20 protein-coding genes, 1 pseudogene and 1 riboswitch are annotated in these 22,551 nt (G+C 34.9%); of the genes and pseudogenes, 10 read left to right on the forward strand and 11 right to left on the reverse strand.

The genetic code is table 11. From position 1 onward, the window contains the following. Window positions 1-83: 83 nt before the first annotated feature. Both metA and AB1284_RS22210 read right to left on the reverse strand, forming a co-directional pair. Window positions 84-989 (reverse strand): homoserine O-acetyltransferase MetA, encoded by a 906-nt coding sequence (gene metA, locus AB1284_RS22205; protein WP_429752956.1) that lies wholly within the window; start codon window positions 987-989, stop codon window positions 84-86. Continuing rightward, window positions 970-2,265, reverse strand: a complete 1,296-nt coding sequence (locus AB1284_RS22210) for a bifunctional O-acetylhomoserine aminocarboxypropyltransferase/cysteine synthase (protein ID WP_429752955.1) — start codon at window positions 2,263-2,265, stop codon at window positions 970-972. The genes metA and AB1284_RS22210 overlap by 20 nt, the downstream gene beginning before the upstream one ends. Window positions 2,266-2,352: 87 nt before the next feature. Beyond that, window positions 2,353-2,456: riboswitch (SAM riboswitch) on the reverse strand. 414 nt (window positions 2,457-2,870) lie between these two features. Here AB1284_RS22210 and AB1284_RS22215 point away from each other — a divergent pair. Together AB1284_RS22215 and pdxK are read left to right on the forward strand one after the other, a co-directional pair. Then, window positions 2,871-4,115, forward strand: a complete 1,245-nt coding sequence (locus AB1284_RS22215) for a chloride channel protein (RefSeq protein WP_429752954.1) — start codon at window positions 2,871-2,873, stop codon at window positions 4,113-4,115. A 185-nt stretch (window positions 4,116-4,300) separates the two neighbouring features. After that, window positions 4,301-5,125 carry a pyridoxine/pyridoxal/pyridoxamine kinase gene (gene pdxK, locus AB1284_RS22220; RefSeq protein WP_429752953.1) on the forward strand — a complete coding sequence of 275 codons (825 nt, stop codon included), beginning with the start codon at window positions 4,301-4,303 and terminating at the stop codon, window positions 5,123-5,125. Between the two features lie 91 nt (window positions 5,126-5,216). Here pdxK and AB1284_RS22225 read toward each other — a convergent pair whose 3' ends face one another. The 8 genes from AB1284_RS22225 to AB1284_RS22260 all read right to left on the reverse strand — a co-directional run bounded on the left by AB1284_RS22225 (window position 5,217) and on the right by AB1284_RS22260 (window position 14,643). Then, on the reverse strand, window positions 5,217-6,272 hold the full coding sequence (locus tag AB1284_RS22225) for a diguanylate cyclase (protein ID WP_429752952.1): 1,056 nt from the start codon (window positions 6,270-6,272) through the stop codon (window positions 5,217-5,219). Between the two features lie 195 nt (window positions 6,273-6,467). Continuing rightward, window positions 6,468-6,671, reverse strand: a complete 204-nt coding sequence (locus tag AB1284_RS22230; RefSeq protein ID WP_336482094.1) for a YbdD/YjiX family protein — start codon at window positions 6,669-6,671, stop codon at window positions 6,468-6,470. Beyond that, complete coding sequence (locus AB1284_RS22235; RefSeq protein WP_429752951.1) at window positions 6,664-8,739, reverse strand: carbon starvation CstA family protein; 2,076 nt, start codon at window positions 8,737-8,739, stop codon at window positions 6,664-6,666. The genes AB1284_RS22230 and AB1284_RS22235 overlap by 8 nt, the downstream gene beginning before the upstream one ends. Window positions 8,740-8,862: 123 nt before the next feature. Beyond that, window positions 8,863-9,579 carry a LytR/AlgR family response regulator transcription factor gene (locus tag AB1284_RS22240; protein WP_429752950.1) on the reverse strand — a complete coding sequence of 239 codons (717 nt, stop codon included), beginning with the start codon at window positions 9,577-9,579 and terminating at the stop codon, window positions 8,863-8,865. 155 nt (window positions 9,580-9,734) lie between these two features. Then, a complete protein-coding gene (locus AB1284_RS22245; protein ID WP_429752949.1) occupies window positions 9,735-10,934 on the reverse strand; it encodes an MFS transporter in 1,200 nt (399 codons plus the stop codon). Between the two features lie 213 nt (window positions 10,935-11,147). Beyond that, window positions 11,148-11,888, reverse strand: coding sequence for a WecB/TagA/CpsF family glycosyltransferase (locus AB1284_RS22250; RefSeq protein WP_429752948.1), 741 nt, complete (start codon window positions 11,886-11,888; stop codon window positions 11,148-11,150). Between the two features lie 163 nt (window positions 11,889-12,051). Then, window positions 12,052-13,167, reverse strand: a complete 1,116-nt coding sequence (locus tag AB1284_RS22255) for a glycosyltransferase family 4 protein (protein ID WP_429752947.1) — start codon at window positions 13,165-13,167, stop codon at window positions 12,052-12,054. Between the two features lie 87 nt (window positions 13,168-13,254). Further along, window positions 13,255-14,643: an O-antigen ligase family protein gene (locus tag AB1284_RS22260; RefSeq protein ID WP_429752946.1), complete on the reverse strand. Its 1,389-nt coding sequence runs from the start codon at window positions 14,641-14,643 to the stop codon at window positions 13,255-13,257. 368 nt (window positions 14,644-15,011) lie between these two features. Here AB1284_RS22260 and AB1284_RS22265 point away from each other — a divergent pair, with 368 nt between their 5' ends. The 3 genes and pseudogenes from AB1284_RS22265 to AB1284_RS22275 all read left to right on the forward strand — a co-directional run bounded on the left by AB1284_RS22265 (window position 15,012) and on the right by AB1284_RS22275 (window position 17,190). Then, entirely contained in the window at window positions 15,012-15,644 is a 633-nt protein-coding gene (locus tag AB1284_RS22265; protein ID WP_429752945.1) for a trimeric intracellular cation channel family protein, read from the forward strand. Between the two features lie 241 nt (window positions 15,645-15,885). Further along, window positions 15,886-16,434: pseudogene (locus tag AB1284_RS22270) on the forward strand (protoglobin domain-containing protein); the annotation flags it as partial. A 54-nt stretch (window positions 16,435-16,488) separates the two neighbouring features. After that, a complete protein-coding gene (locus tag AB1284_RS22275) occupies window positions 16,489-17,190 on the forward strand; it encodes a methyl-accepting chemotaxis protein (RefSeq protein WP_429754394.1) in 702 nt (233 codons plus the stop codon). Window positions 17,191-17,254: 64 nt separating this feature from the next. Here AB1284_RS22275 and AB1284_RS22280 read toward each other — a convergent pair whose 3' ends face one another. Continuing rightward, a complete protein-coding gene (locus AB1284_RS22280) occupies window positions 17,255-18,523 on the reverse strand; it encodes a glycosyltransferase family 39 protein (RefSeq protein ID WP_429752944.1) in 1,269 nt (422 codons plus the stop codon). Window positions 18,524-18,869: 346 nt separating this feature from the next. Between AB1284_RS22280 and AB1284_RS22285 the strand changes: the two genes are divergently transcribed. The 5 genes from AB1284_RS22285 to AB1284_RS22305 all read left to right on the forward strand — a co-directional run bounded on the left by AB1284_RS22285 (window position 18,870) and on the right by AB1284_RS22305 (window position 22,345). Then, on the forward strand, window positions 18,870-19,382 hold the full coding sequence (locus tag AB1284_RS22285; protein ID WP_429752943.1) for an acyl-CoA thioesterase: 513 nt from the start codon (window positions 18,870-18,872) through the stop codon (window positions 19,380-19,382). 218 nt (window positions 19,383-19,600) lie between these two features. After that, on the forward strand, window positions 19,601-20,329 hold the full coding sequence (locus AB1284_RS22290) for a glycosyltransferase family 2 protein (protein WP_429752942.1): 729 nt from the start codon (window positions 19,601-19,603) through the stop codon (window positions 20,327-20,329). 4 nt (window positions 20,330-20,333) lie between these two features. Then, complete coding sequence (locus AB1284_RS22295; RefSeq protein ID WP_429752941.1) at window positions 20,334-20,684, forward strand: DUF2304 domain-containing protein; 351 nt, start codon at window positions 20,334-20,336, stop codon at window positions 20,682-20,684. 1 nt (window position 20,685) lies between these two features. Next, window positions 20,686-21,027: an EamA family transporter gene (locus tag AB1284_RS22300; RefSeq protein WP_429752940.1), complete on the forward strand. Its 342-nt coding sequence runs from the start codon at window positions 20,686-20,688 to the stop codon at window positions 21,025-21,027. 34 nt (window positions 21,028-21,061) lie between these two features. Continuing rightward, on the forward strand, window positions 21,062-22,345 hold the full coding sequence (locus AB1284_RS22305; RefSeq protein WP_429752939.1) for an ArnT family glycosyltransferase: 1,284 nt from the start codon (window positions 21,062-21,064) through the stop codon (window positions 22,343-22,345). Window positions 22,346-22,551: the final 206 nt, after the last annotated feature.

Here is a 22,551-nt window from a genome sequence, read left to right on the forward strand (position 1 = left end):
AAAAAAACAATATATTTGGAACATTCCGAATAATAAAGGTTGCTCCTTACGAAGAAAACGCTACCAAGTGTTATATGGCTTCTTTACAAAATATAAGGGGTTTCTTGATACACATAGTAATTCAACCAATTTGAAAATAGTAAGTTCCCATGGCTACGCCACTTTACCACCGGTTTTTCCAATGGATTGTCATCTTTAAAATAGTTTTTTGGAATAGCAATATCGAGCCCTTTTTGTTGATCTCGCTCATATTCTTGCTTTAACGTCTCACAGCTGTATTCGCTATGACCAAGAACAAAAATATGCTTTCCATCTTTATTCATAACAAGATGAACACCAGCTTCTTCAGATATCGCTAACATATCGAGTTCCTGTACTTTTTGAATATCAGATGCACGGACTTCCGTATGACGAGAATGCGGCGCAAAAAAGCTTTCATCAAAACCGCGTAACAGTTTCACATTCTCCTGCTGCACTTCATGCTCAAACACACCAAACATCTTTTGCTGAAGCGGATATTTTGGAACACCGTAGTGATAATACAACCCTGCTTGTGCTCCCCAACAAATGTGAAGCGTCGATGTAACATGCTTCTCCGAATAGTCCATAATTCGCTTCAATTCTTCCCAATAATCCACCTCTTCAAAAGGAAGTGTTTCAACCGGAGCACCAGTAATGATTAACCCGTCAAATTTTTCCCCTTCAATATCTCGAAATGTTTTATAGAAACTTGTTAAATGCTCCTGTGCCACATTTCTTGATGTATGAGATTCCATATGAAGTAAATGTACATCGAGCTGAAGCGGCGTATTTCCAATTAAACGAAGCAACTGCGTTTCAGTTTCTTGCTTTGTTGGCATCAAATTTAAAATAGCAATCTTCAAAGCACGGATATCTTGTGTTTCTGCTCGTTCTTTCGTCATTACGAAAATATTTTCATTTTGTAATACTTTACGAGCGGGTAAATCTTTAGCAATGATGATCGGCATACTGTTTTCCTCCAGAAAGTGCTTCTGCTAAATCAACAATAATATCCGCCGCATCTTCAATACCAACAGATAACCGAATTAAATCAGGCGTTACACCTGCCAGACGCTGCTGCTCTTCACTAAGCTGACGGTGCGTTGTACTTGCAGGATGAATCACACAAGTTCTTGCATCTGCAACATGCGTCACCAATGCTGCGAGCTTCACATTTGCAATAAATTGCTTAGCAGATTCAATACCTCCCTTTACTCCAAACGTTAAAACACCGCTCGCGCCTTTCGGTAAATATTTTTGTGCTAATGCATAATTTTCATTATCTTTAAGTCCTGGGTAATTGACCCACTCAACGCGTTCATGCTGCGATAACCACTGTGCAACAGCTAGTGCGTTTTGACTATGACGCTCCATACGAAGATGCAACGTTTCTAAGCCAATATTACTTACATACGCATTGAATGGACTCATACAATTTCCATAATCTCTTAATAACTGCACACGAGCTTTCACAATGTATGCCGCTTGCCCGAACCTTTCCACATAACTCACACCATGATAACTTGGATCTGGTTCAACAAATTCAGGAAATTTACTCCAATCGAAATTACCGCCATCAATGACAATACCGCCAAGTGAGCTTGCATGACCATCAATATATTTCGTTGTAGAATGAACGACAATGTTTGCACCATGTTCAAAAGCATGACATAAATACGGCGTCGCTAACGTATTGTCGACGATAAATGGCACCTCAAGCTCTTTTGCCGCATCAGAAAACTCTTTAAAATTAAGAACATTCATCGCTGGATTTCCAAGCGATTCTGCATACACAAGCTTTGTTTTCTCATTTGCGAGGGCAACAATTTCATCAGCAGTTAAGTTTGGATTAAAGAAAGTAACCTCAATGCCAAGTTTCCGCAGACTAACTGCAAATAAGTTAAACGTACCGCCGTATACTGTTGATGAGCAAAGCAGGTGATCGCCGCTGCCGCAAATATTTAATATCGCTAACATAATTGCTGCTTGCCCTGATGCAGTTGCAACCGCACCGACGCCGCCTTCTAACTCTGTCAGTTTCTGCTCAAATGCTGCAAGCGTTGGGTTACCAATACGAGTATAAATATAACCTTCTGCCTCTAAATTAAAGAGAGCTGCTAAATCATCAAATGTATCATATTTATACGTCGTGCTTTGATAAAGTGGTAAAACACGCGGTTCACCATTTTTCGGCGTATAGCCGCCTTGAACACAAATTGTTCCTTTTCCCCTTGTATCGCTCATCTCTCAATCCCCTTTCTTAACATAAAAAAACTGCTTCTTTCCTAAATAAGAAAGAAGCAGTTTAGATAAACGCTCGACATGTAGCCTTTCTTATCGTTCAGGAAATACCTGCAGGATTTGGCACAATTCCGCTTTACGGCTGTTGCCAAGGTTTCATAGGGCCCGGTCCCTCCACCTATTCTTGATAAGACTTATGCAATTACCGTTGATTTTATAGCAAATATTTCCTAGTGTCAATCAATTTTTCTGAATCTTCACGAAAAATATAGATGAATTTAATTATTTATTAACAATATTCAAATTATACAAAAATAACATTAATGTTTCAAAAATAGACAAAAATACATTTTAAAAACTCCACTTACTATGTAAAATTAAAGAGTTACATTGCATTTTAGTAGCCATCGAAGCACATACAAAAAAGCAAGTACACTTACAAATGTTTTACAGGTTCATAAAATAATAATGCTAATTTTTATAATGTATCTTGAACAAGTAGTTCCCTTAAAAAAATAATACGCATATTGAATTGGTTATCCAACTATTTCCGTATTAGAATCTCTTACTTTTTCATAATAGAATATAACATAAAGGAGGCATAAAGAATGACTATTAGGAGAAACATGCACTATTTACTCATCATGTACGGTATGTTTCTAGGTGCTATAGTTGGTGCTGTAGTCTGGTTATTTTTAGTTGTCACAAATGCTGGAATTCAGCTTGTTTGGGGATATTTACCTAAAGAATTGGGATTACCTCCTTATTACACAATTTGTGTAACAGTAATTGGCGGTATTTTTGTCGGCCTGTCACAGAAATACTTCGGTACATACCCTCGTTTAATGCCAGAGACCATGGCTGAATATAAGAAAACAGGCAGAATTGAGTACCAATTTGTGCATAAAGCTACGTTAACAGCTGTTATTGTTTTAGTATTTGGCGCAAGCTTAGGACCAGAAGCAGCACTTGTTGGGATTATAGGTGGCCTTTGTACGTGGGTTGGTGATCGCTTTAAGTTTACTTTAAAAGGAATGCATGAACTAACAGAAATTGGGATTGGCGCTGCTTTAAGTGTTATTTTTAATGCACCGCTATTCGGTTATTTAGCTCCAAACGAACATGAGGATACACAAATCACTGAAGCTTTTAAAGGGAAAAAGACTATTGTATATCTTGCTACTACTTTCGCTGGTTTTTCTGTTTATTTATTGCTTAGTCAGTTCGATAATCGAGGATCTTTTATTGTTAAATTTGGAGAAGGATCTTTTGCTCTCCATGAATGGATTGCCTTTCTGCCTCTTATTTGCATAGGCGCTGGTGTAGGCTATTTTTATTTCAAAGTGGAACATATATTAGAAAAAATAGTACGGCCTTTTCAAGAATATAAGCTAACATTAGCAATTATAGGTGGTATTCTTTTAGGGATTGCAGGAACTATACTTCCGTATACACTATTTTCAGGAGAACACCAATTAAAAGAATTAGTAAATGAATGGACAGAATTATCATTTGGGATACTGCTTCTTTCAGGGATTTTAAAGTTATGTATAACGGCAGTTTGTTTAACTACAGGTTGGCGTGGCGGACATATTTTCCCAATTGTATTTGCTGGTGCAAGTATTGGATATGCTGTGGCTACTGTCATACCGTCGTTAGATCCAGTTGCTTCTGTAGCTATTGTAACGACAGCCATTTCAAGCTATGCAGTACGAAAACCAATCGCTATTACATTATTATTACTTATGTTCTTCCCAATTAATTTATTGTTACCAATGATTGGAGCTGCAATGATTGGTAATGCATTTCCACTTCCTAATCATAATGAACAAGAGGAACTAGTACAAAAATAAAATAGTAAAATAAAGTGAAACTCCCATCAATGGGGGTTTTTCTTTATTCCCTCCTGATGAAAGGCTCTCACCAATCGGGCTTTTACGGGCAGTTCAAGTAACTTTTTCGCTTTGTACTTATTCATAACATTGATATAATGGATAAAAATGTAGTTTTCATTATATTACTTGAGGGGGCTTTCACAATGACATTAAACAAAGCACTTACAATCGCTGGTTCTGACACAAGCGGCGGTGCTGGTATGCAAGCCGATTTAAAAACGTTCCAAGAGCTTGGTGTATACGGCATGACAGCTCTTACAACAATCGTGACAATGGATCCACATAACGGATGGGCACATAATGTATTCCCAATTCCAGCGTCTACATTAAAACCACAATTAGAAACGACAATTGAAGGCGTTGGCGTTGATGCATTAAAAACAGGTATGCTTGGATCTGTTGAAATTATTGAGCTTGTCGCTGAAACAATTGAAAAACATAATCTACAAAACGTAGTAGTAGACCCTGTTATGGTATGTAAAGGGGCAGATGAAGCGCTTCATCCAGAAACAAACGAATGCTTACGCGATACGCTCGTTCCAAAAGCATTGATTGTAACACCAAACCTATTTGAAGCGTATCAACTAAGCGGCGTAAAAATTAACTCACTTGAAGATATGAAGCAAGCTGCTGAAAAAATGCATGCTCTAGGTACAAAATACGTACTTATTAAAGGTGGCAGCAAGCTAGGTTCAGAAAAAGCAATTGATTTATTATACGATGGAGAAACATTTGAAATTTTAGAATCTGAAAAAATTGAAACAACATATACACACGGCGCAGGTTGTACATATGCTGCTGCAATTACAGCAGAGCTAGCAAAAGGAAAATCTGTAAAAGAAGCAGTACAAGTAGCAAAAGAATTTATTACTGCTGCAATTTGCCACTCATTCAAATTGAACGAATATGTGGGACCAACCCATCACGGTGCATACCGTAAATTTGGAGCTGGAAAAGAGCTTGTATAAAGTGAAACTTCCACCAGTAGGGGGTCTTACTGTCCAAAAGTAACGGGATAAGAACAAAAAATAAAGTCGTCCATAGTGACGACTTTATTTTTCATGAAACAGCATTCACTTGATTTCTTCCATTTCGTTTGGAAGAGTATAATGCATCATCTGCAAGTTGAATAAATTGCTGTGGTGAGTCTACATAGATTGAAGCACCTACTGAAATCGTGATATGTAAACAAATATCATTTGGTAATCGAAACACATGCTTCTCTACAGCTGCTCGAATTCTTTCTCCTATATCCACAGCATATTGTAATGTTGATTTTGGTAATAATAAAGCGAATTCCTCTCCGCCTTTTCGAAATACTAAGTGTGGAAATGGAGAACTATTCTTTAAAATTGCCCCTAATTGCTGTAAAACTTCATCACCGGCAGGGTGTCCATACTTGTCATTCACATCCTTGAAATAATCAATATCTACCAGCAATAAACAAAGTGGATTGTTATTTTTTTTCTTATCCTCAATATTTCTATTCAATTCCGTATCAAATTTACGAACATTTCCTAATCCAGTTAAAGGATCCATTGTTGCATACTGTTTCATCTTACGAAACAATTCGTTTGACTGCAAAGCATAATGTGCACTTAAAAAAGTCATATATCCTGTCATAATGCTAACAACTAAATATAAACCTAGGACAAGAACATCTTTAAAAACAATATAAATTCCAATCGATGAAACTGTTAAGCAATAAACATGTAACCAAATCCACTTTTTGAAAACAGAAATACGAAACATTGAAATAATCGTACAACCTATACCTGTTAACAAAATTACATACACACCTATTTGTGCTCCTATTGAATAACCCGTTAACAATAAACGTACAATCAAAATAATGATGGAAGCTAGTAAACTTGCAATAGGTCCTCCAATAACTGCAGCTAATATAACAGAAAGATATCGTAAATCTAGCATCACATCCTCAATATGAACACCAAACTTCATAAGCAGGGCACCTAAAGCTCCCATTACAATACCAACAAAACATTTTACTTCAAATGATAGCGGCTCTTTTAATGAAATATTTTTAAAAAGTTGAGCACCAACGAAAATAAAAGAAAGAATAATAGTTGTATTAATAAATAGATCATTTAGCATAAAAATATACCCGGCCTTTCTACAACTTGACAGTTCACATAAAACTTTCATCTCTATCCATTTTGAGTACCCTTTTCCTATTTACTATTGTATATTATATTCCTATAATTCCCAAACCTTTCTTTATATGTTTCACGTGAAACTTTGGAATAAAAAAAAGAGCGAGATATCGCTCCTTTTTATACTATATTCTCTTTAACAGCATCTCGAAACTTTACCGCCCTTCGCATTAAATCTTGCTTCTTGCGCTTCAGCAAAAAATTGTTTTCGAGATAATACAATTTCATTGGGATGTTGTTGTTTCATATGAGCAACATACTTCTCATAGCTAGGTACACCAACAAGCAAACTAATAAACTGTTTTCGGTATCTCCACATGCTTATTATCGTTTTAAGCATAATGCTGTACCTCACTTTCATCGCGTGGAACATACGCCGCTTCTTTTAATGGAGTTGCTTTATTGTTCAATACTTGTATCCATATTCTAATAGCCGATATCAGTACCGCGATTACAACAAGCATAAAAATTCCACAAAGCGCCGCATCAATATAATCATTAAGAATAATTTGTTTCATTTGTGCTACGTTTTTCGCCGGTGCTAATAGTTTCCCTTTATCCAGTGCACTTTGGAACAATTTTGCATGAGAGAGGAAGCCAATTTTCGGATTCTCATGAAATAACTTTTGATAGCCAGCTGTCATTGTAACAATCAATAGCCACGTTGTCGGAATGAGCGTCACCCAAACATATGCCTTTTTTCCCATTTTAAACAAAATAGTCGTTCCAAGTAATAATGCAATCCCAGCTAACATTTGATTTGCGATTCCAAAGAGCGGCCATAGCGTATTGATGCCACCAAGCGGATCAATTACCCCTTGATATAAGAAATATCCCCATCCTAGCACACACAGCGTTGTTGCAACAATATTGGAAAGCATAGAATCTGTTTTTGCAAATGGTTTATAAATGTGCCCTAAAATGTCTTGAATCATAAACCGGCCAACACGTGTTCCTGCATCAATAGTTGTTAAGATGAAGAGCGCTTCAAATAAAATTGCAAAGTGATACCAAAATGCCATTAATGCTTTTCCGCCAATTACTTGAGAGAAAATATGAGCCATCCCAATCGCGAACGTCGGTGCCCCGCCTGTACGAGATAATATCGTTTGTTCTCCAACGTTTACAGCTAGTTCTTTCAGCTCATTTGGCGTCACAGTGAACCCCCAAGAACTAATTACTTGTGCTGCCTGTGTTACATCCGTTCCAATGACTGCCGGAGGGCTATTAATTGCAAAGTATGTACCTGGCGTTAGTACACAAGCTGCAATCATTGCCATCGCTGCAACAAATGATTCCATAAGCATAGCACCGTAACCAATTGGCTGTGCATGTCCTTCCCTTTCTATCATTTTCGGGGTCGTACCAGAAGAAACAAGTGCATGGAAGCCAGATACAGCTCCGCAAGCAATTGTAATAAATAAGAAAGGGAATAAATTTCCTGCAAATACTGGGCCCGTTCCATCAATAAATTTTGAAACTGCCGGCATTTGTAAATCTGGTGCAACAATCACAATCCCAAGCGCTAAGCCAACAATTGTTCCAATCTTTAAAAACGTACTTAAATAATCACGCGGTGCAAGTAATAACCAAACAGGCAATGCAGAAGCAATAAATCCATAAATAATAAGCATAATTGCAATTGTTTCACCTTTAAATGTAAACATAGTAGCAAGCGTTGGATTTTCTGCTACATACTGACCCGCTACAAGCGATAAAAGAAGTAAAATAATACCGATAACTGAACCTTCTCCAACACGACCTGGACGAATGTAACGCATATATACACCCATTAAAATTGCAATTGGAATTGTTGCGGCAATCGTAAACATTCCCCATGGGCTTCCTACAAGAGCTTTCACCACAACAAGAGCTAATACCGCTAATAAAATAATCATAATTCCCAAAATACCGATCATCGCGATAAAACCTGTTACTGGACCAATCTCTTCTTTAATCATTTCACCAAGCGACTTCCCGTTGCGACGCATAGACGCAAATAAAATCACGAAATCTTGTACAGCTCCAGCTAACACAACTCCAACAATAATCCAGAGCGTTCCTGGTAAATATCCCATTTGTGCAGCTAAGATTGGACCAACTAACGGCCCGGCTCCAGCAATTGCAGCAAAGTGGTGCCCAAATAAAACCCATTTATTTGTCGGAACATAATCTTTCCCATCATTCAAAAGCTCTGCTGGCGTTTTTCGATTGTCGTCCAATTCAAAAACTTTTCTGGAGATAAATCTACTATAAAAGCGATATGCAACAGCATATACGGAAACAGCGGCAACAAGCAACCAAACTGCATTAATTGTTTCACCGCGAGATAACGCTAAAACAGCAAATCCAGCTGCTCCTAAAGCCGTAATCACACCCCAAAGTAAAATAGATTTCCATGCTTTCAACAAAAATCCCCCCTAATGTTATGCCTTAGAGGGAATTGTACTAAATTTTCAGAATAGTTAAATATAATATTCCTTATGATGAAGGTTTTTTATTTTAACATGTCCAAATTCTTCCATGAACTGTTACAACTCAATTTTATTTCGAAGTCGTTTTACATAATTTCGACTAACAGGTATCGGCTGGTTATCATACCTTTCCAAATATAAGTTATACGTTCCGTTATAATAAGGCTTCAATTCACGCACATATATAACGTTAATGAGATAACTTTTATGGACACGTAAAAAATCGTATACCGCTAACTTGCCTTCTAATTCTTGTAATGTATACGTTGAGATATATTGATTATCAGTTGTGTAAATTGAAACTGTTTTATTTTCTTTATTCTTACTTATGTATACAATATCGTCTGGAAGAATATATGTAATTCCTTCATGACATTCAATCGGAAGCTTTTGCAATCGATTCTTCTCTCGTGTTACTTTTTCTTGTTCAATACTATGCAATAAAAACTGCAAGTCCTCCTGCTCAAATGGTTGCAATAAGTAGTAAAAAGCGTGAAAACGAAATGATTTAATTGCATCTTTCATATCCTTTCCTGTAAATATAAATTTTGTATGTAATGTTAATTGACGCAGCAATCCTGCGACTTCAAAACCAGTTGCATCTGGTAATTGTGTATCTAAAAAAATAAAATCTGGCGTATACTTTTTCGCTATCTGTAGTGATTCCATTCCTGTTTTCGCTTCAAAGCATTCCAAATTGTTTACATGTTCTTTGAAAAAATGTATTAATTGTCCTCTGTTTTCTTCTTGTTCATTTACGATTAAAATTTTCATGTCTGCCCAACCACCTAATCCTTTTGTCCATACGCCTTGTTGTATACATTCGCTTTTTTCGAAATAATCCCTTTTTATAAACCATTTTTCTATCAAATATAGCATGTTTTTGTCAGAAAACAACGAAAAGGAAGCTTTACACAGCTTCCTTTTCATTATATTAATTCTTGTTGTTTTGTTTCCTTTCCAAGCACAAGCACAGCAAGAGCACCAATTACAATAGCTGCACAAAAGATCGTAAAGACAAAAGAAAGAGAAGCATGCATGGCTACGAGATAACCAACTAATAGTGGCCCTAAAATACCACCGATGCGGCCAAATGCCGCTGCCATACCAGCTCCTGTACCACGAATAACTGTCGGATACTGCTCTGGTGTATACGCATATAATGCTCCCCAAGCTCCTAAATTAAAGAAAGATAGCAACATACCTGTAATCATTAATGTGAGAAGTGAGTCTGCTGCCCCGAAGAAATATGCGCTGCACGCTGTTCCAAGTAAGTATGTGATTAACACAAACTTTCGGCCAAAACGTTCAATAAACCAAGCAGCTGTAAAATAGCCCGGAAGCTGTGCAAGTGTCATAATTAATACGTATTCAAAGCTTTTAATCAAGCTAAATCCTTTTAATACTAGTACACTTGGAAGCCAAAGAAACATTCCATAATAAGAAAACACAACACAAAACCATAAAATCCAGAGCATAGCAGTCGCTCTTCTGTGCTCCTGAGACCAAACAGCCTTTATGTTTGCAAATACAGATTGTTTTTGTTGTACTTTTTGAAATTGTGGTGAATCTGGCAAACCCCAGCGTAAATATAATGCATAAAAAGCTGGAATTGCACTTAAAACCATCGCTATTCGCCAACCGTATGTCGGAATAACAAAATATGAAATAAGCGCAGCAATTAACCATCCACCAGCCCAAAAGCTTTCTAATAAAACAACAATTTTACCACGTTCATGCGCTGCAACACTTTCAGATACAAGTGTTGATGCAACAGGTAACTCTCCTCCGAGTCCCATTCCAATGAGAAAACGAAATACAAGAAATACAGTTAATGTTGTTGATAAAGCCGTTAAACCACTACCAACAGAAAATAATAATAATGTAATAATAAAAACAGATTTACGACCAATTTTATCTGCTAATATTCCAAATATAAGTGCTCCAACTGCCATTCCAATGGAGTTAATACTCCCTATCCATCCCATTTGCTGTGCACTAAGCTGCCATTCTTTTTGTAAAGCAGCAATAATAAACGAAAGAATCCCAACATCCATTGCATCAAATAGCCAACCAAGCCCAGCAATTCCGAGAAGCTTTCGATTCGAGATTTCTGTAACTTTCCCCACTAGAGGTCCTCCTTACAAAGCTGTCTTTACACATCATTTTACATATGTATATTACATAAGTAAAATATTTTTTTCATTACATACTAAAGAAGACAAACTACCTACATAAACCTTATCTTTCCCATGAAAAAACACTTCATACATAGGCGTTTTTTCATGGGAAAGATGCATCACGCATACAGACTTGCATAGAAAAAAGGCAGCAAAATATCGCTACCTTTTCGAACGAACCACTTCTTTTAAAAATTCAACTAATACAAGCTGACGACGCCAGCGTGTTGGATTGCTGCATAAACGATAAAACCATTCTAAATGAATAGCTTGAATCCATTTCGGGGCACGCTTTACTTCTCCTGCCCAAACATCAAAACTTCCCCCAACACCAACAGCTACTTTTGTATTTAAACAATGTTTATTATGCTGAATAAAATTTTCTTGTCTTGGGAATCCAAGTGCAACAAGCAAAATATCTGGTTTTGCTTCTTGAATACGCGCAATAATTTCTTCTTCTTGCTCTTGTTTAAAATATCCATTTTGTGTACCGACAATAGATACTGCTGTATATCTTTCTGTTAAAGTTTGAGCGGCTTTTTCTACAACGTGCGGCTTTGCTCCAAGTAAAAAGACAGATATCGATTTCTTCTCTTGTGATAATGTTTTAAATAAATCACTCATCAAATCAAAACCTGCTACACGCTCTTTTAACGGTGTACCTAGCATGCCGCTTGCTTTTACAACGCCAATGCCATCTGGTGTAATAATATCTGCCTGAAGAAGCGTTTCATGGAATTTAGCATCTTTTTTTGCACACATCACAATTTCAGGGTTTGCCGTTACAACTTGAAATGTATTCTCGTGTTCCTTTTCTAGTTGCTGCATCATATATCGAATTGTTTCTTCCATGGTCATCTTTGAGAAGGGCACGCCTAAAATATCAATTGTTTGCACTGCCATACTTAAAATCCTTTCTATTTCAAATATCTTTTCTATTTCTATAAGGTTCAAACAAGCAATTCAGCTTCTCTGATTTAGCTAAATATGTTACTGCCTGTTTGAGCGGGGTAAAGTGAAACTTCCATCAGTGAACATTTTCACTAATGATTAGCCCTGCTAATCCCTAGAATTTCACATGATCATTTAGAAGCCTTTCATACGCTTTATGTGTATCTTCATACACCTTTCGTAAAGAAAAATGAGAAGACGCATGCATATACAAACGCTCACCCATCTCCGCCAATTCACCATTCTTCCATTTTTCATACGCTTCCTCTAACGCATGAGCAAGAGCTGAAGCATCGCCAGTTGGAATGATCCAGCCATATGTCTCATCAACAATGAGCTGTGACATATCACCAACATCTGTAGCAATAGAGGTTAAACGTTGGTTTGCAGCTTCTAATAAAACGAGCGAGAAACTTTCACTATGAGATGTGAGTAAATTAATATGTGCCGATGCATATAATTCTTTCACATCTTGACGATGTCCTAAAAATAGTACTTTATCTTCTATTCCTTTTTGTTTCACCATTTCTTTTAATTCATTCTCAATCGGTCCATCACCAAGTAACAATACTTTTATATTTGGAATCGTTATGTTTTGCAATGCCTCAAATAATATTTCATGTCCTTTAACTGGATGAAGGCGCGCAACTTGAATTGCTGTAAATACGTCTGCTTGTATACCGAATTGTTCCTCTAAATTATAAGGATTTGCTGGTGTAGGATCATACTCAATTCCATTATAGATTGTACAAATTTTCTCCTCTGGTACACCTAGTGTTACCGTATTTCTCTTAAAACGTTCTGTAATTGCAAAAAACAAATCAATCTTCTTAAACGAACGTAAATTTAACTTTGTAAAAACCCAGCCTTTTAAACCACGTTGCATAAAATCCAGCGTTGGATCGCTGTGAACTGTTGTAACCCACTTGGCATTGATCTTTCTTCTTAATAGGGAAAGATAAAAATTTGCTCTTGCTCCGTGTGTATGGACGATATCAAAACGTCCTTCATTAATAAAAGAACGTATTTTTGAAAGAATAGATATATCATAACGAGATGATTGTAAAAAAACGTGTACTTTTATCCCTAACGCTCTCGCTTCGTTTGCAATTGCCCCTTCTTCAAATACTGCTAATTCTACTTCATCTTTCGGAAATTGCGACAAAAGTGAAATAATATGCGTTTTTCCGCCGCCTGTTTCTGCTCCAGCATTCATATGTAACACTTTCATCTTTTTCTTCCTCCATCAATATATTTTCTCCTTGTTTTACTATAACAAAAAATAAAAGCTAACATAATGCTAGCTTTTATTTTTCCATCATTCTATTTCTAAATCAACGATTAAATATGCTAATAATACAGCAAAATAAATACTTACTCCTGGTGCTGTTAACACATGGCCTGCTGTAAAAGCGATTCCTAACGCTAACGCAAGACCAGCAGCTAACAATGCATACTTGACCGTAAACACGTCACGAAATCTAGTTATTAACACCATTACTATTCTCAAACCATAGTATACAAACGGAATCATAAGAAAAATGAAACCAATGATTCCAAATGCATAAAACCAATCATGGAAGTCCATTTCAATTAATTTTGGATATTCTTTAAAGTTTCCGCCATATCCCATACCGAGTAACTTTTGAGACATAGGTGCTTGTTTATAAAAATCTACATACATCTGTGCAAATAGTTCACGTCCGCTAAAAATAAGAGCTTGTGTTTCAGCTTTCTTCTCTTCTTCTTTTTCTTTTTTAATCTCTTCTTTTGTCACATGCCCTTTTTTATGTTCTTTCACTTGTTCTTGTTCTTTTTGAGCTGCTTGCTTTTGTTCAAAAATTTGAACGTGAAGTCCCATATTTTTATATATTGGGGAGAATGGCATATAACCTAAAACCCCCGCAAATACAACTGTTGCAATAAAACCATTTAACAAATATGGCTTTTTCTTACGATCTTTACGTTGTAAAAATGCTTGCACAAAGCACATAAAGATAGCGATAGCAAATGTACCTAAAATAGATCCAAGTCCCACTTTTGTACCGACCGCAAATAGTGAAAATATCATTAAAAGAGACGGAATCCAAAAATAACTCTTTGCTAGACTCGTTGTTTTTTCGATAGAGTATAAAATTACTATCGGGCAGATGATTGCTAAAATAGATCCAAGTTCATTCCCTGCATAAAACCAACCACGGGAGCCTTCTTTTACAAATTCATAACTATTGTAATCCGTTCCGCTTGCGATAGACACGACCATAATCACATTCATAATTAAAGCTGCATATGCAATATAATTTCTCATCTTTGTATGAATCGTTTCTTTCATCTTTAATGACTTAAATACAAGAATATAACAGCTTATCATAACAAATGGGTATAGCGCCTTTGCAATAAATTTAATATCCTCCATTTGTAACATCGGATGTTTGACCATTTTATTATTTATAAAGCCTAATCCAAGAACAATTCCTAATCCGAGTAAATATATAACATATTTTCTATTTTCCCTAACACGCGCTTGCATGAGAAGATAAATACCGCCAAGAGCCATAACGAATAAGCGCGATATAATTCCAATCGTCGCATCAATTTTGAGCACTAAAATGCAAAGTGATGTCAGCAAGTCTATAATTGGCTGCAATATAATAAAAATCAATAGAAAGTGCTCAAATTTATAGCTTAAACTATTGTTATTTAACATCTTTAACCCCCATAAATATTGTTACTGTAATCTAAATAATAAGTATTTGTAAATATTCTAACTCGTCCCAAATATTTATTATAGCATAATTTATCAATGGACTAAGTAGTATTTTCTTATCATTTTAGTCAAATGACGAAATATTCTATAATACTAGTTTTATTTATCCTGCTATTCACGGGCGGTAAGACCACCGCTTATAGAAGTTTCACTTTATGCCCCTCCCTTATTGTTAAATGACATTTTCAAACGCTTTCTTTCCGTATTTCTTCACTTTTTTTACATGTAGCGAAACAGGAATTGTTATTTTCATAACTTTAGTGTATATTCTTTGCTTGGAACATCATTAGAAAGAAGGGATCGGAGCGATGTTTTTAATTGACGTATTTACATTTCTCGGCATTATCGCAGCTGCCATTTCTGGTACATTAGTAGGTTTAAAAAAAGAACTTGATTTATTTGGTGTCCTTTGTTTATCTGTAGCAACTGCACTTGGCGGCGGGATAATTCGCGATGTTATGATTGGAAACTTACCTCCAGTTGCATTTGTTCAACCCATTTACTTTTTCATTAGTATCTTAGCAGCATTATTTACTTGTATGTTTTTTGAACGGATTCATAAATTACAAGTTGTTATTATGCTCTCAGACGCTGTTGGTTTAGGCGTATTTACTGCAATCGGGGCAAATGCAGCCATTACCCATCATATGAATGCTTCTTTCTTAGTTGTTTCTATGGGAGTCATTACAGGCATTGGCGGTGGCATTTTGCGCGATATTTGCGCTCAGGATATCCCATATGTCTTTCGTAAGGAAATTTATGCAATTGCCTCCATTCTAGGTGCAATTAGCTTTCTTATTACGTATGAAATGGGATCACACGTATTAGCTTTCTATGTTTGTCTATTTGTAACATTTACTATACGTGTTGTAACTTTTATCTATAATGTACATTTTCCAGTCTTTTTTAAGACACATGCAAAAATTCATAAAGGGAATTGATATATTTTCATAGAAAAGAGAATTCATGGTAGAGTTCTCTTTTTTTATGTCATTAACATCCCTTAAATTTTATATAACAATATAGAGAAAAATAAAAAAAATAGCTATAATAAATGAAATACCAGCATTGCAAGCGCTTTATAGGGGAAACTTCTATCAGCAAGGGCTTCCATATTTAAATTTTGAGATGGAATCTTACTGCTCTGGGATAATAGGATAAATATATACAGGGGGAACAATTATGCTAAGTCTTTTTAAAAAGGAAAGTAGTCAAACAAAAGAAAAGAGTATAAAAGAGAAAAGTAAAGGTCAAACAGTAACATTTCTTGTACCCACAGATTCTGATTTAGCAACACAGATGGAAATGCTGCATGTAGCAAAAGAGGATTTACAGATTATAAAAGTACTACAACCTTTTATTTATGAACAACTTGATTGGATTACAAAGAAATTCTATGAGAATATTACAAAACAACCACACCTCATACATATTATTGAAAAATATAGTTCCGTTCAAAAATTACAAGCAACATTAAAAAAACATATTGAACAATTATTTAGCGGCAATATTGACGAAGAATTTATTCAACGTCGGGTTCAAATCGCGCGGAAACATGTAAAAATTGGTTTACATAGAAAGTGGTATACATCTGCATATCAAGAATTATTCCGTTCCATTATTAAAATTCTAGAAGAAAAATTCATAAAAATTGAAGATTTCAGCTGTGCTGTTCACGTACTAAACAAACTCTTTACACTCGAACAAGAGATTGTTTTAACAGCATACGAACAAGAATATGAAGCAATTCGAAAAAAACATGAACAAGAAAAAGAAGTTGCCCAAATGACAATTAGTCATATTGCTCAAGAACTTGCTGCTGTATCAGAAGAAACAGGCGCTTCTATTCAGCAATTAACAACACAATCAGAAAACATTATTGATATTGCAAAAACAGGTACATCATTAGCAATACAATCAGAACAAAAAGCAACTCAAGGAAAACAACAGCTTCATATTCAAAATCAACGAATGGAAAGCATGCAAGGCAATATGCAAACAATTATTCAAGATACACAAGAACTACTAGTTATTTCGAAAAAGATTAACGAAATTATTGATATTGTAAAATCGATTGCGGATCAGACAAATTTACTTGCTTTAAATGCAGCGATTGAATCTGCACGTGCAGGTGAATTTGGAAAAGGATTTGCCGTTGTAGCAGGAGAAATCCGCAAGTTATCTGAGCAAACAAAAGAATCCATTTCAAATGTAACGAAGCTTGTTGAAAAAACAAATGAACAAATTACACACGTTTCATCTTCTGTTGAACAAATTAATAACCTTGTCTCTGAGGGAACAAATAGTATGAATGAAACGGATAATTATTTTGAAGAAATTGTAAACGATATGTTTAACTCAAAAGAACAAAATCAAAAAATTGAAAGTGAACTTGAATTAATTACATATGTGATAAAGACAATTGAAGATGCATCTGCAAAAATGGCCTTAACAGCTGACAATCTAATGTCCGAATTAAACCGATAAGTGCAACTCCCAAAAGATTTACAATATACAATAATAAAAAAAGAATCCTACTTAGAGGATTCTTTTATTTTTTAAAAAACAGCTTTTGACAATATTGATATACTATATATACTCCATAGCTTTGCAATATCAATAAACTAGGGACTAGTATGCTATCATATACAATACGCGTATTCATAAATCTTGCAAATAAATAACCTACTATAATGAACAGAAACAACATATAGCTTCCATTTCCCGATTTTTGAAATAGAAGATGTAACATAGCAATTGCTACAAATATTGTAATCATTATATGTATAAGGTATCCACCCTTTATAAGAGTGCTTTTTATTTCTTGTTTCTGTAATTTCCCTAAACTCTTTTGAATAGAGGCAAACCGATCCATCTCTATTTCTTTCAACTTTTTATTTATAAGATCCACCGTATGCTCTTTTTTCTCCCGTTCTGTTGTTTTTTCATTTCCTCCTACTAATACAGATTGAACATACCAGTCATTTGTAAATGTATATTGTAAACTACTTGACTTTGCCAACGCGTAACTTACTCCGTACTGGACACCATAAAATATAACGCATACGCCTACTATTTTAAGAAGCATTTTTTTTCTTTCTGCACTTTGTAAAACTTCCACCACTACAAGGTACATAACAAGGGCTATAATCAAAAATAAACCTAACGGACGAATCATATTACTAAAAGCAAATAAAGAAGCGGCCACTCCCCACATATACGAGTGACTTAAACCTTTATGTATAAGTAAGTAACATGCAAAATAAAATAAACATGTTGCTAAATATTCATTTGTTAACACGGAACAAAGTACAATATTAGGAATATACACAGCATACAACATAGCTGCAATTCGGCCGCATTCTTCATGAAATAGCGTAGAAGCAAGCTTGTAAATAAAAAAAGCTGTAGCCCCGCAATATAAGATATTACATATCTTTAATACAAACATTGCATCTCCAAAAAGACGAATAAAAAGGGATTCGTACATAATAAATGGTGATTGTACAAAAGCTTCTAGTCTACTAAGGCTAGTATTTCCTTGCCCAATTTGCTTAGCAGCCTCATACATCACCTTCGCGTCACCTTCAGGCGGGGCTCCCATCGACACAATTGCTAGAAAGCGAAGTACCACAGTACAGGAAATAAGAAAAAGAATAAATTGTTTACTTGTAAATCGATATTGTAAAATAGATGTAGCCAGCAAAATTAAAATGATACAAACACCTAATACAATTACTAAACTGGAAGAGTTTATATCAAAAATATTGCCTACCTCTTCAAAAGAATACCAAAATGAATATAAAAAAAAGAGGAACATGAGTCCAACTACTATCTTGTTAAAAAAAGAATGAAAGCCTATCTGTACGTTACTCATAATCCTATTGTATAGCACCTCTTTTTCCCTTTGTTAAAGGGTATATATTCCCTTTAACTTTATATTTTTAACAAGACGATTTTATCACGAATAAAAGGCGTGCTGGTAGCCTATTTCTATGACAAAGCTAGTAACATCACATATTCCCCCTTGCAATGTAAGCGAAATCTCTTTTACACTACAATCTATATAGAGTGAAACTTCTGTTCACTAATTATTATAAATAATGAACAGAACAAATCGAGTTCTTATGGATATCATTAGAACAAAACAAACAGGAGTAGATAATATGGAAAAGAAATTTATGAGAGAATCCAGGGCGATAAAAACAACACGTGTTTTTCCAAATGACTTAAACAACCATCAAACATTATTTGGCGGAAAATTATTAGCAGAAATTGATAGTATTGCTTCTATCGCAGCTGCACGTCATAGCCGTAAGCACTGTGTGACAGCTTCTATCGATTCTGTTGACTTCTTAACACCAATTCATCAAACTGATTCTGTTTGCTATGAAGCATTCGTTTGTTATGCAGGAAGATCTTCTATGGAAGTATTCGTAAAAGTCGTAGCAGAGGATTTATTAGCCGGGGACCGTCGCATTGCTGCCACTTGCTTCATTACTTTCGTAGCATTACAAGACGGAAAACCATCCTCTGTACCAGGTGTAATTGCTGAAACAGAAGAAGAGCACTGGCTATATAATACAGGTGCCGAACGTGCCGAAAAACGAAAAATGAACCGATCAAAAAGTAAAGAAATGGCAGAAGTACTAACAATTCAAAAACCGTGGAATGTATAAGGTTAATTTTTTCAATAAAATATACCTCTTTTGGTGAATATGTCCTAATCATATTCACCATTTTTTTGCTCCAAATAGTAGAAGTTCACTTTTCGTTCTTTAAAAAGTTACATAGCTTGTTCTTTATTTTGCTATACTTTTAATGATATATTAAATGAAGTGTGTTTAAATCAAGCTATTTATTACTAGAATCATTTTATATAAAGGATGGTGCAATAATGTCTATTGAGGTACCAATTTCTATACCCAAAACGTTAATTATTATTCCTGCCTATAACGAAGAAGAAGCCATTGGGGACACATTACAGCGGCTATTGGAGTTAAAAAAGCATTTCACCCAACTAGATGTTTGTGTTATTAATGATGGCTCACGTGACCAAACATCGAAAATTGTAAAAAATTTTCCCGTTAATATTGTAAACCTACCCTATAATTTAGGTATTGGCTCCGCAGTACAAACTGGATATAAATATGCCAATACACATGGTTATGACATTGCAATTCAATTTGATGCTGATGGCCAACATAACCCTGAGGACTTATATAAAATTATTCAACCTATTGCCGAAAATAAATGCGACATGGTACTGGGTTCTCGATTTACCGAGAAAACAGCTTATAAGGGCAGTATCTCTCGTAGAATTGGGATTTTTTACTTCACGGCATTATTAAAATTGTTAACAAAACAAACTTTTATGGACCCAACATCTGGTTATCGCGCTATAAACCGGAAAGTAATTGAAATTTTTTCTTATAATTATCCAAAAGACTATCCCGAGCCAGAAGTTTTAATTCATCTAAAGAAAAAAGGCTTACGTATTAAAGAAATCTCTGTAAATATGCAAGAAAGACAAGGCGGGCAATCTTCCATTACACCTTTGAAATCTATATATTACATGTTTAAAGTAAGTTTAGCTATACTCATGCAAAAAATCGTAAAGGGCTGATCACATGCCGATAATTACCTTTTCATTCGTCTTTATTATTTTATTATTTTTTCTTATTATTAACTCCATTCGTCGAGGAGTGTTAGAAACAAAATATTCTATTTTATGGATTTTTGTTTGTATATCAATGGCCATTTTAAGTTCTACCGATAAAATTATAAACTGGTTTGGTAAAATACTTAAAGTAGAATATCCACCGTCTATTTTATTCTTATTTGGACTGCTATTTTGCTTTATTTTAATCTTCGATTTAACTCGCAAGTTATCTAAACAACATCATCAACTTGTGACGTTGACACAAGATTATGCATTATTAAAACAAAAACTGGAAAAAGAGAAGGAGCAATCAAAATAGAATGTACTATCTCATTTTACTTTTAAATGTATGTTTACTAGTTAGCGGCCAAATTTTATGGAAACTATCTCTTCAAGGTGTTACAGAGTGGAACTTGAATACTGTTTTCAAAGTAGTCTTCTCCCCTTATTTTATAGGAGGAGGAATTCTTTATGTATTAGCAACCGCTGTTTGGATTTTTATTCTTTCAAAAATTCCTTTTAGTATTGCTTATCCTCTACAAAGTATGAGTTATATTGTAGGAATGTTAGCTGCATACTTTGTATTTAAAGAGCAAATCGAATTTAATCAATGGTTCGGAGTTGGCCTTATTATTTTAGGGGCTTATTTTATCGCAAAATAAGACACAAGATTTTTAAGAAAGGAACATCATAATAATGAAAATAAATAATTTACATAAAATATATAAAAGTCCCTTATTATACATTTTAATTTTCGCCTTAGCGATCCATATGTATTTTTTAATAAAGAATCCTGGATCAGTATTCCATGAACCTGAAATTTATGGAAAAGAAGTCGCTACTTATGGCTCTCTTGATGCGTCTAAATATGCAAAAATGGCTTGGCAATTGCTACATGATGGCATATATGGTTATGCAGAAACAAAACCAAATGCTTTTGTTACACCAGGACAACCATTTTATTTAGCTGCTATATTTCAAATTTCTGAGTGGATACATGTCGATCACTTATTACTTGCAAAATTGACGAACATGTTTCTTAATTTAGGAATAATAGCAATTCTTTACGCGATTTCTAAAGTGTTATTTAAAAATACATATATAGCGATTATTTCTAGCCTTTTATATACAACTTATTTTTCATCGTATCACTTTTTCAGAACAACGTTAACTGAAATACCATCTATGTTTTTCTTTATGCTCTCTATACTGATATTCCTATTAGTATTACAAAAAGATTCATTTCGATTACATATCATATTTGGAATCGTTGCTGCTATTACACTAATGTTTCGCCCAACGCCAGCTCCATTACTCCTTATTGCATGGGGCATTGTTATATACAATCATGGATTAAAGAAAGCTATTAAAATCGGGTTCATTTGGTGCATCGGCCCACTATTAATTATGGGTCCTTGGATTATTCGTAACTTTATTGTATTTGGACATGCCTATCTCTTTTCATCTCATGCAGGAGATCCCTTACTATCTGGGGCAAATCCGTTTAATTTTTATAATGAGGACAATATGATACAAGATATGTTAAACGCAGGCTACTCCTTATCATCGGAAGATAAAGCAGCTTATGCAAAACACTTAATTAAAGAAGGATTTAATAATGATTTTGCTCTGTGGTTCTCATGGTTTACTGTCGGGAAGACAATTACTTTATTTAACAATCCCGATGGAACTTATCTATATTGGAGTTATTTCAAGCCCTGGGTGATAGACGCTTTTAAAAATCAACATTTATTTGTTGTTCTAACTGGCTTATTAGGTTCAATCACATTAAGAAAAAACAAGAAGGTCCTTCTTTTCTCAAGTATAATATGGGGATATATTGCGCTCTCAAATATCTTTTTAGTTATACTTAGATACGGTTTCTTTATCATTCCATGTATATGTATAATAAGCGGATGTTTTCTAGTTTACTCTTTTAGTACAATCTATAGAAAATTAACTACGCTAAAAAAAGCTTAACATTCCCCCCTCTTCTTACGAACATATGCTAAGAAGGGGGGATAATTGATTTTAAAAATCCACATGCATTACACTTATATTTGTGCCCCTCCCCCTAATTATCTTACATAAGAGACACATACATGTTAATCTTCTACATATTTTCATAAAAAATTTGCTCATAACATGAAATAAATCGTATAATTACAAAATGTGTAATGGATAAA

Source organism: Bacillus sp. S2(2024) (assembly GCF_050474045.1).
Taxonomy (GTDB): domain Bacteria; phylum Bacillota; class Bacilli; order Bacillales; family Bacillaceae_G; genus Bacillus_A; species Bacillus_A yunxiaonensis.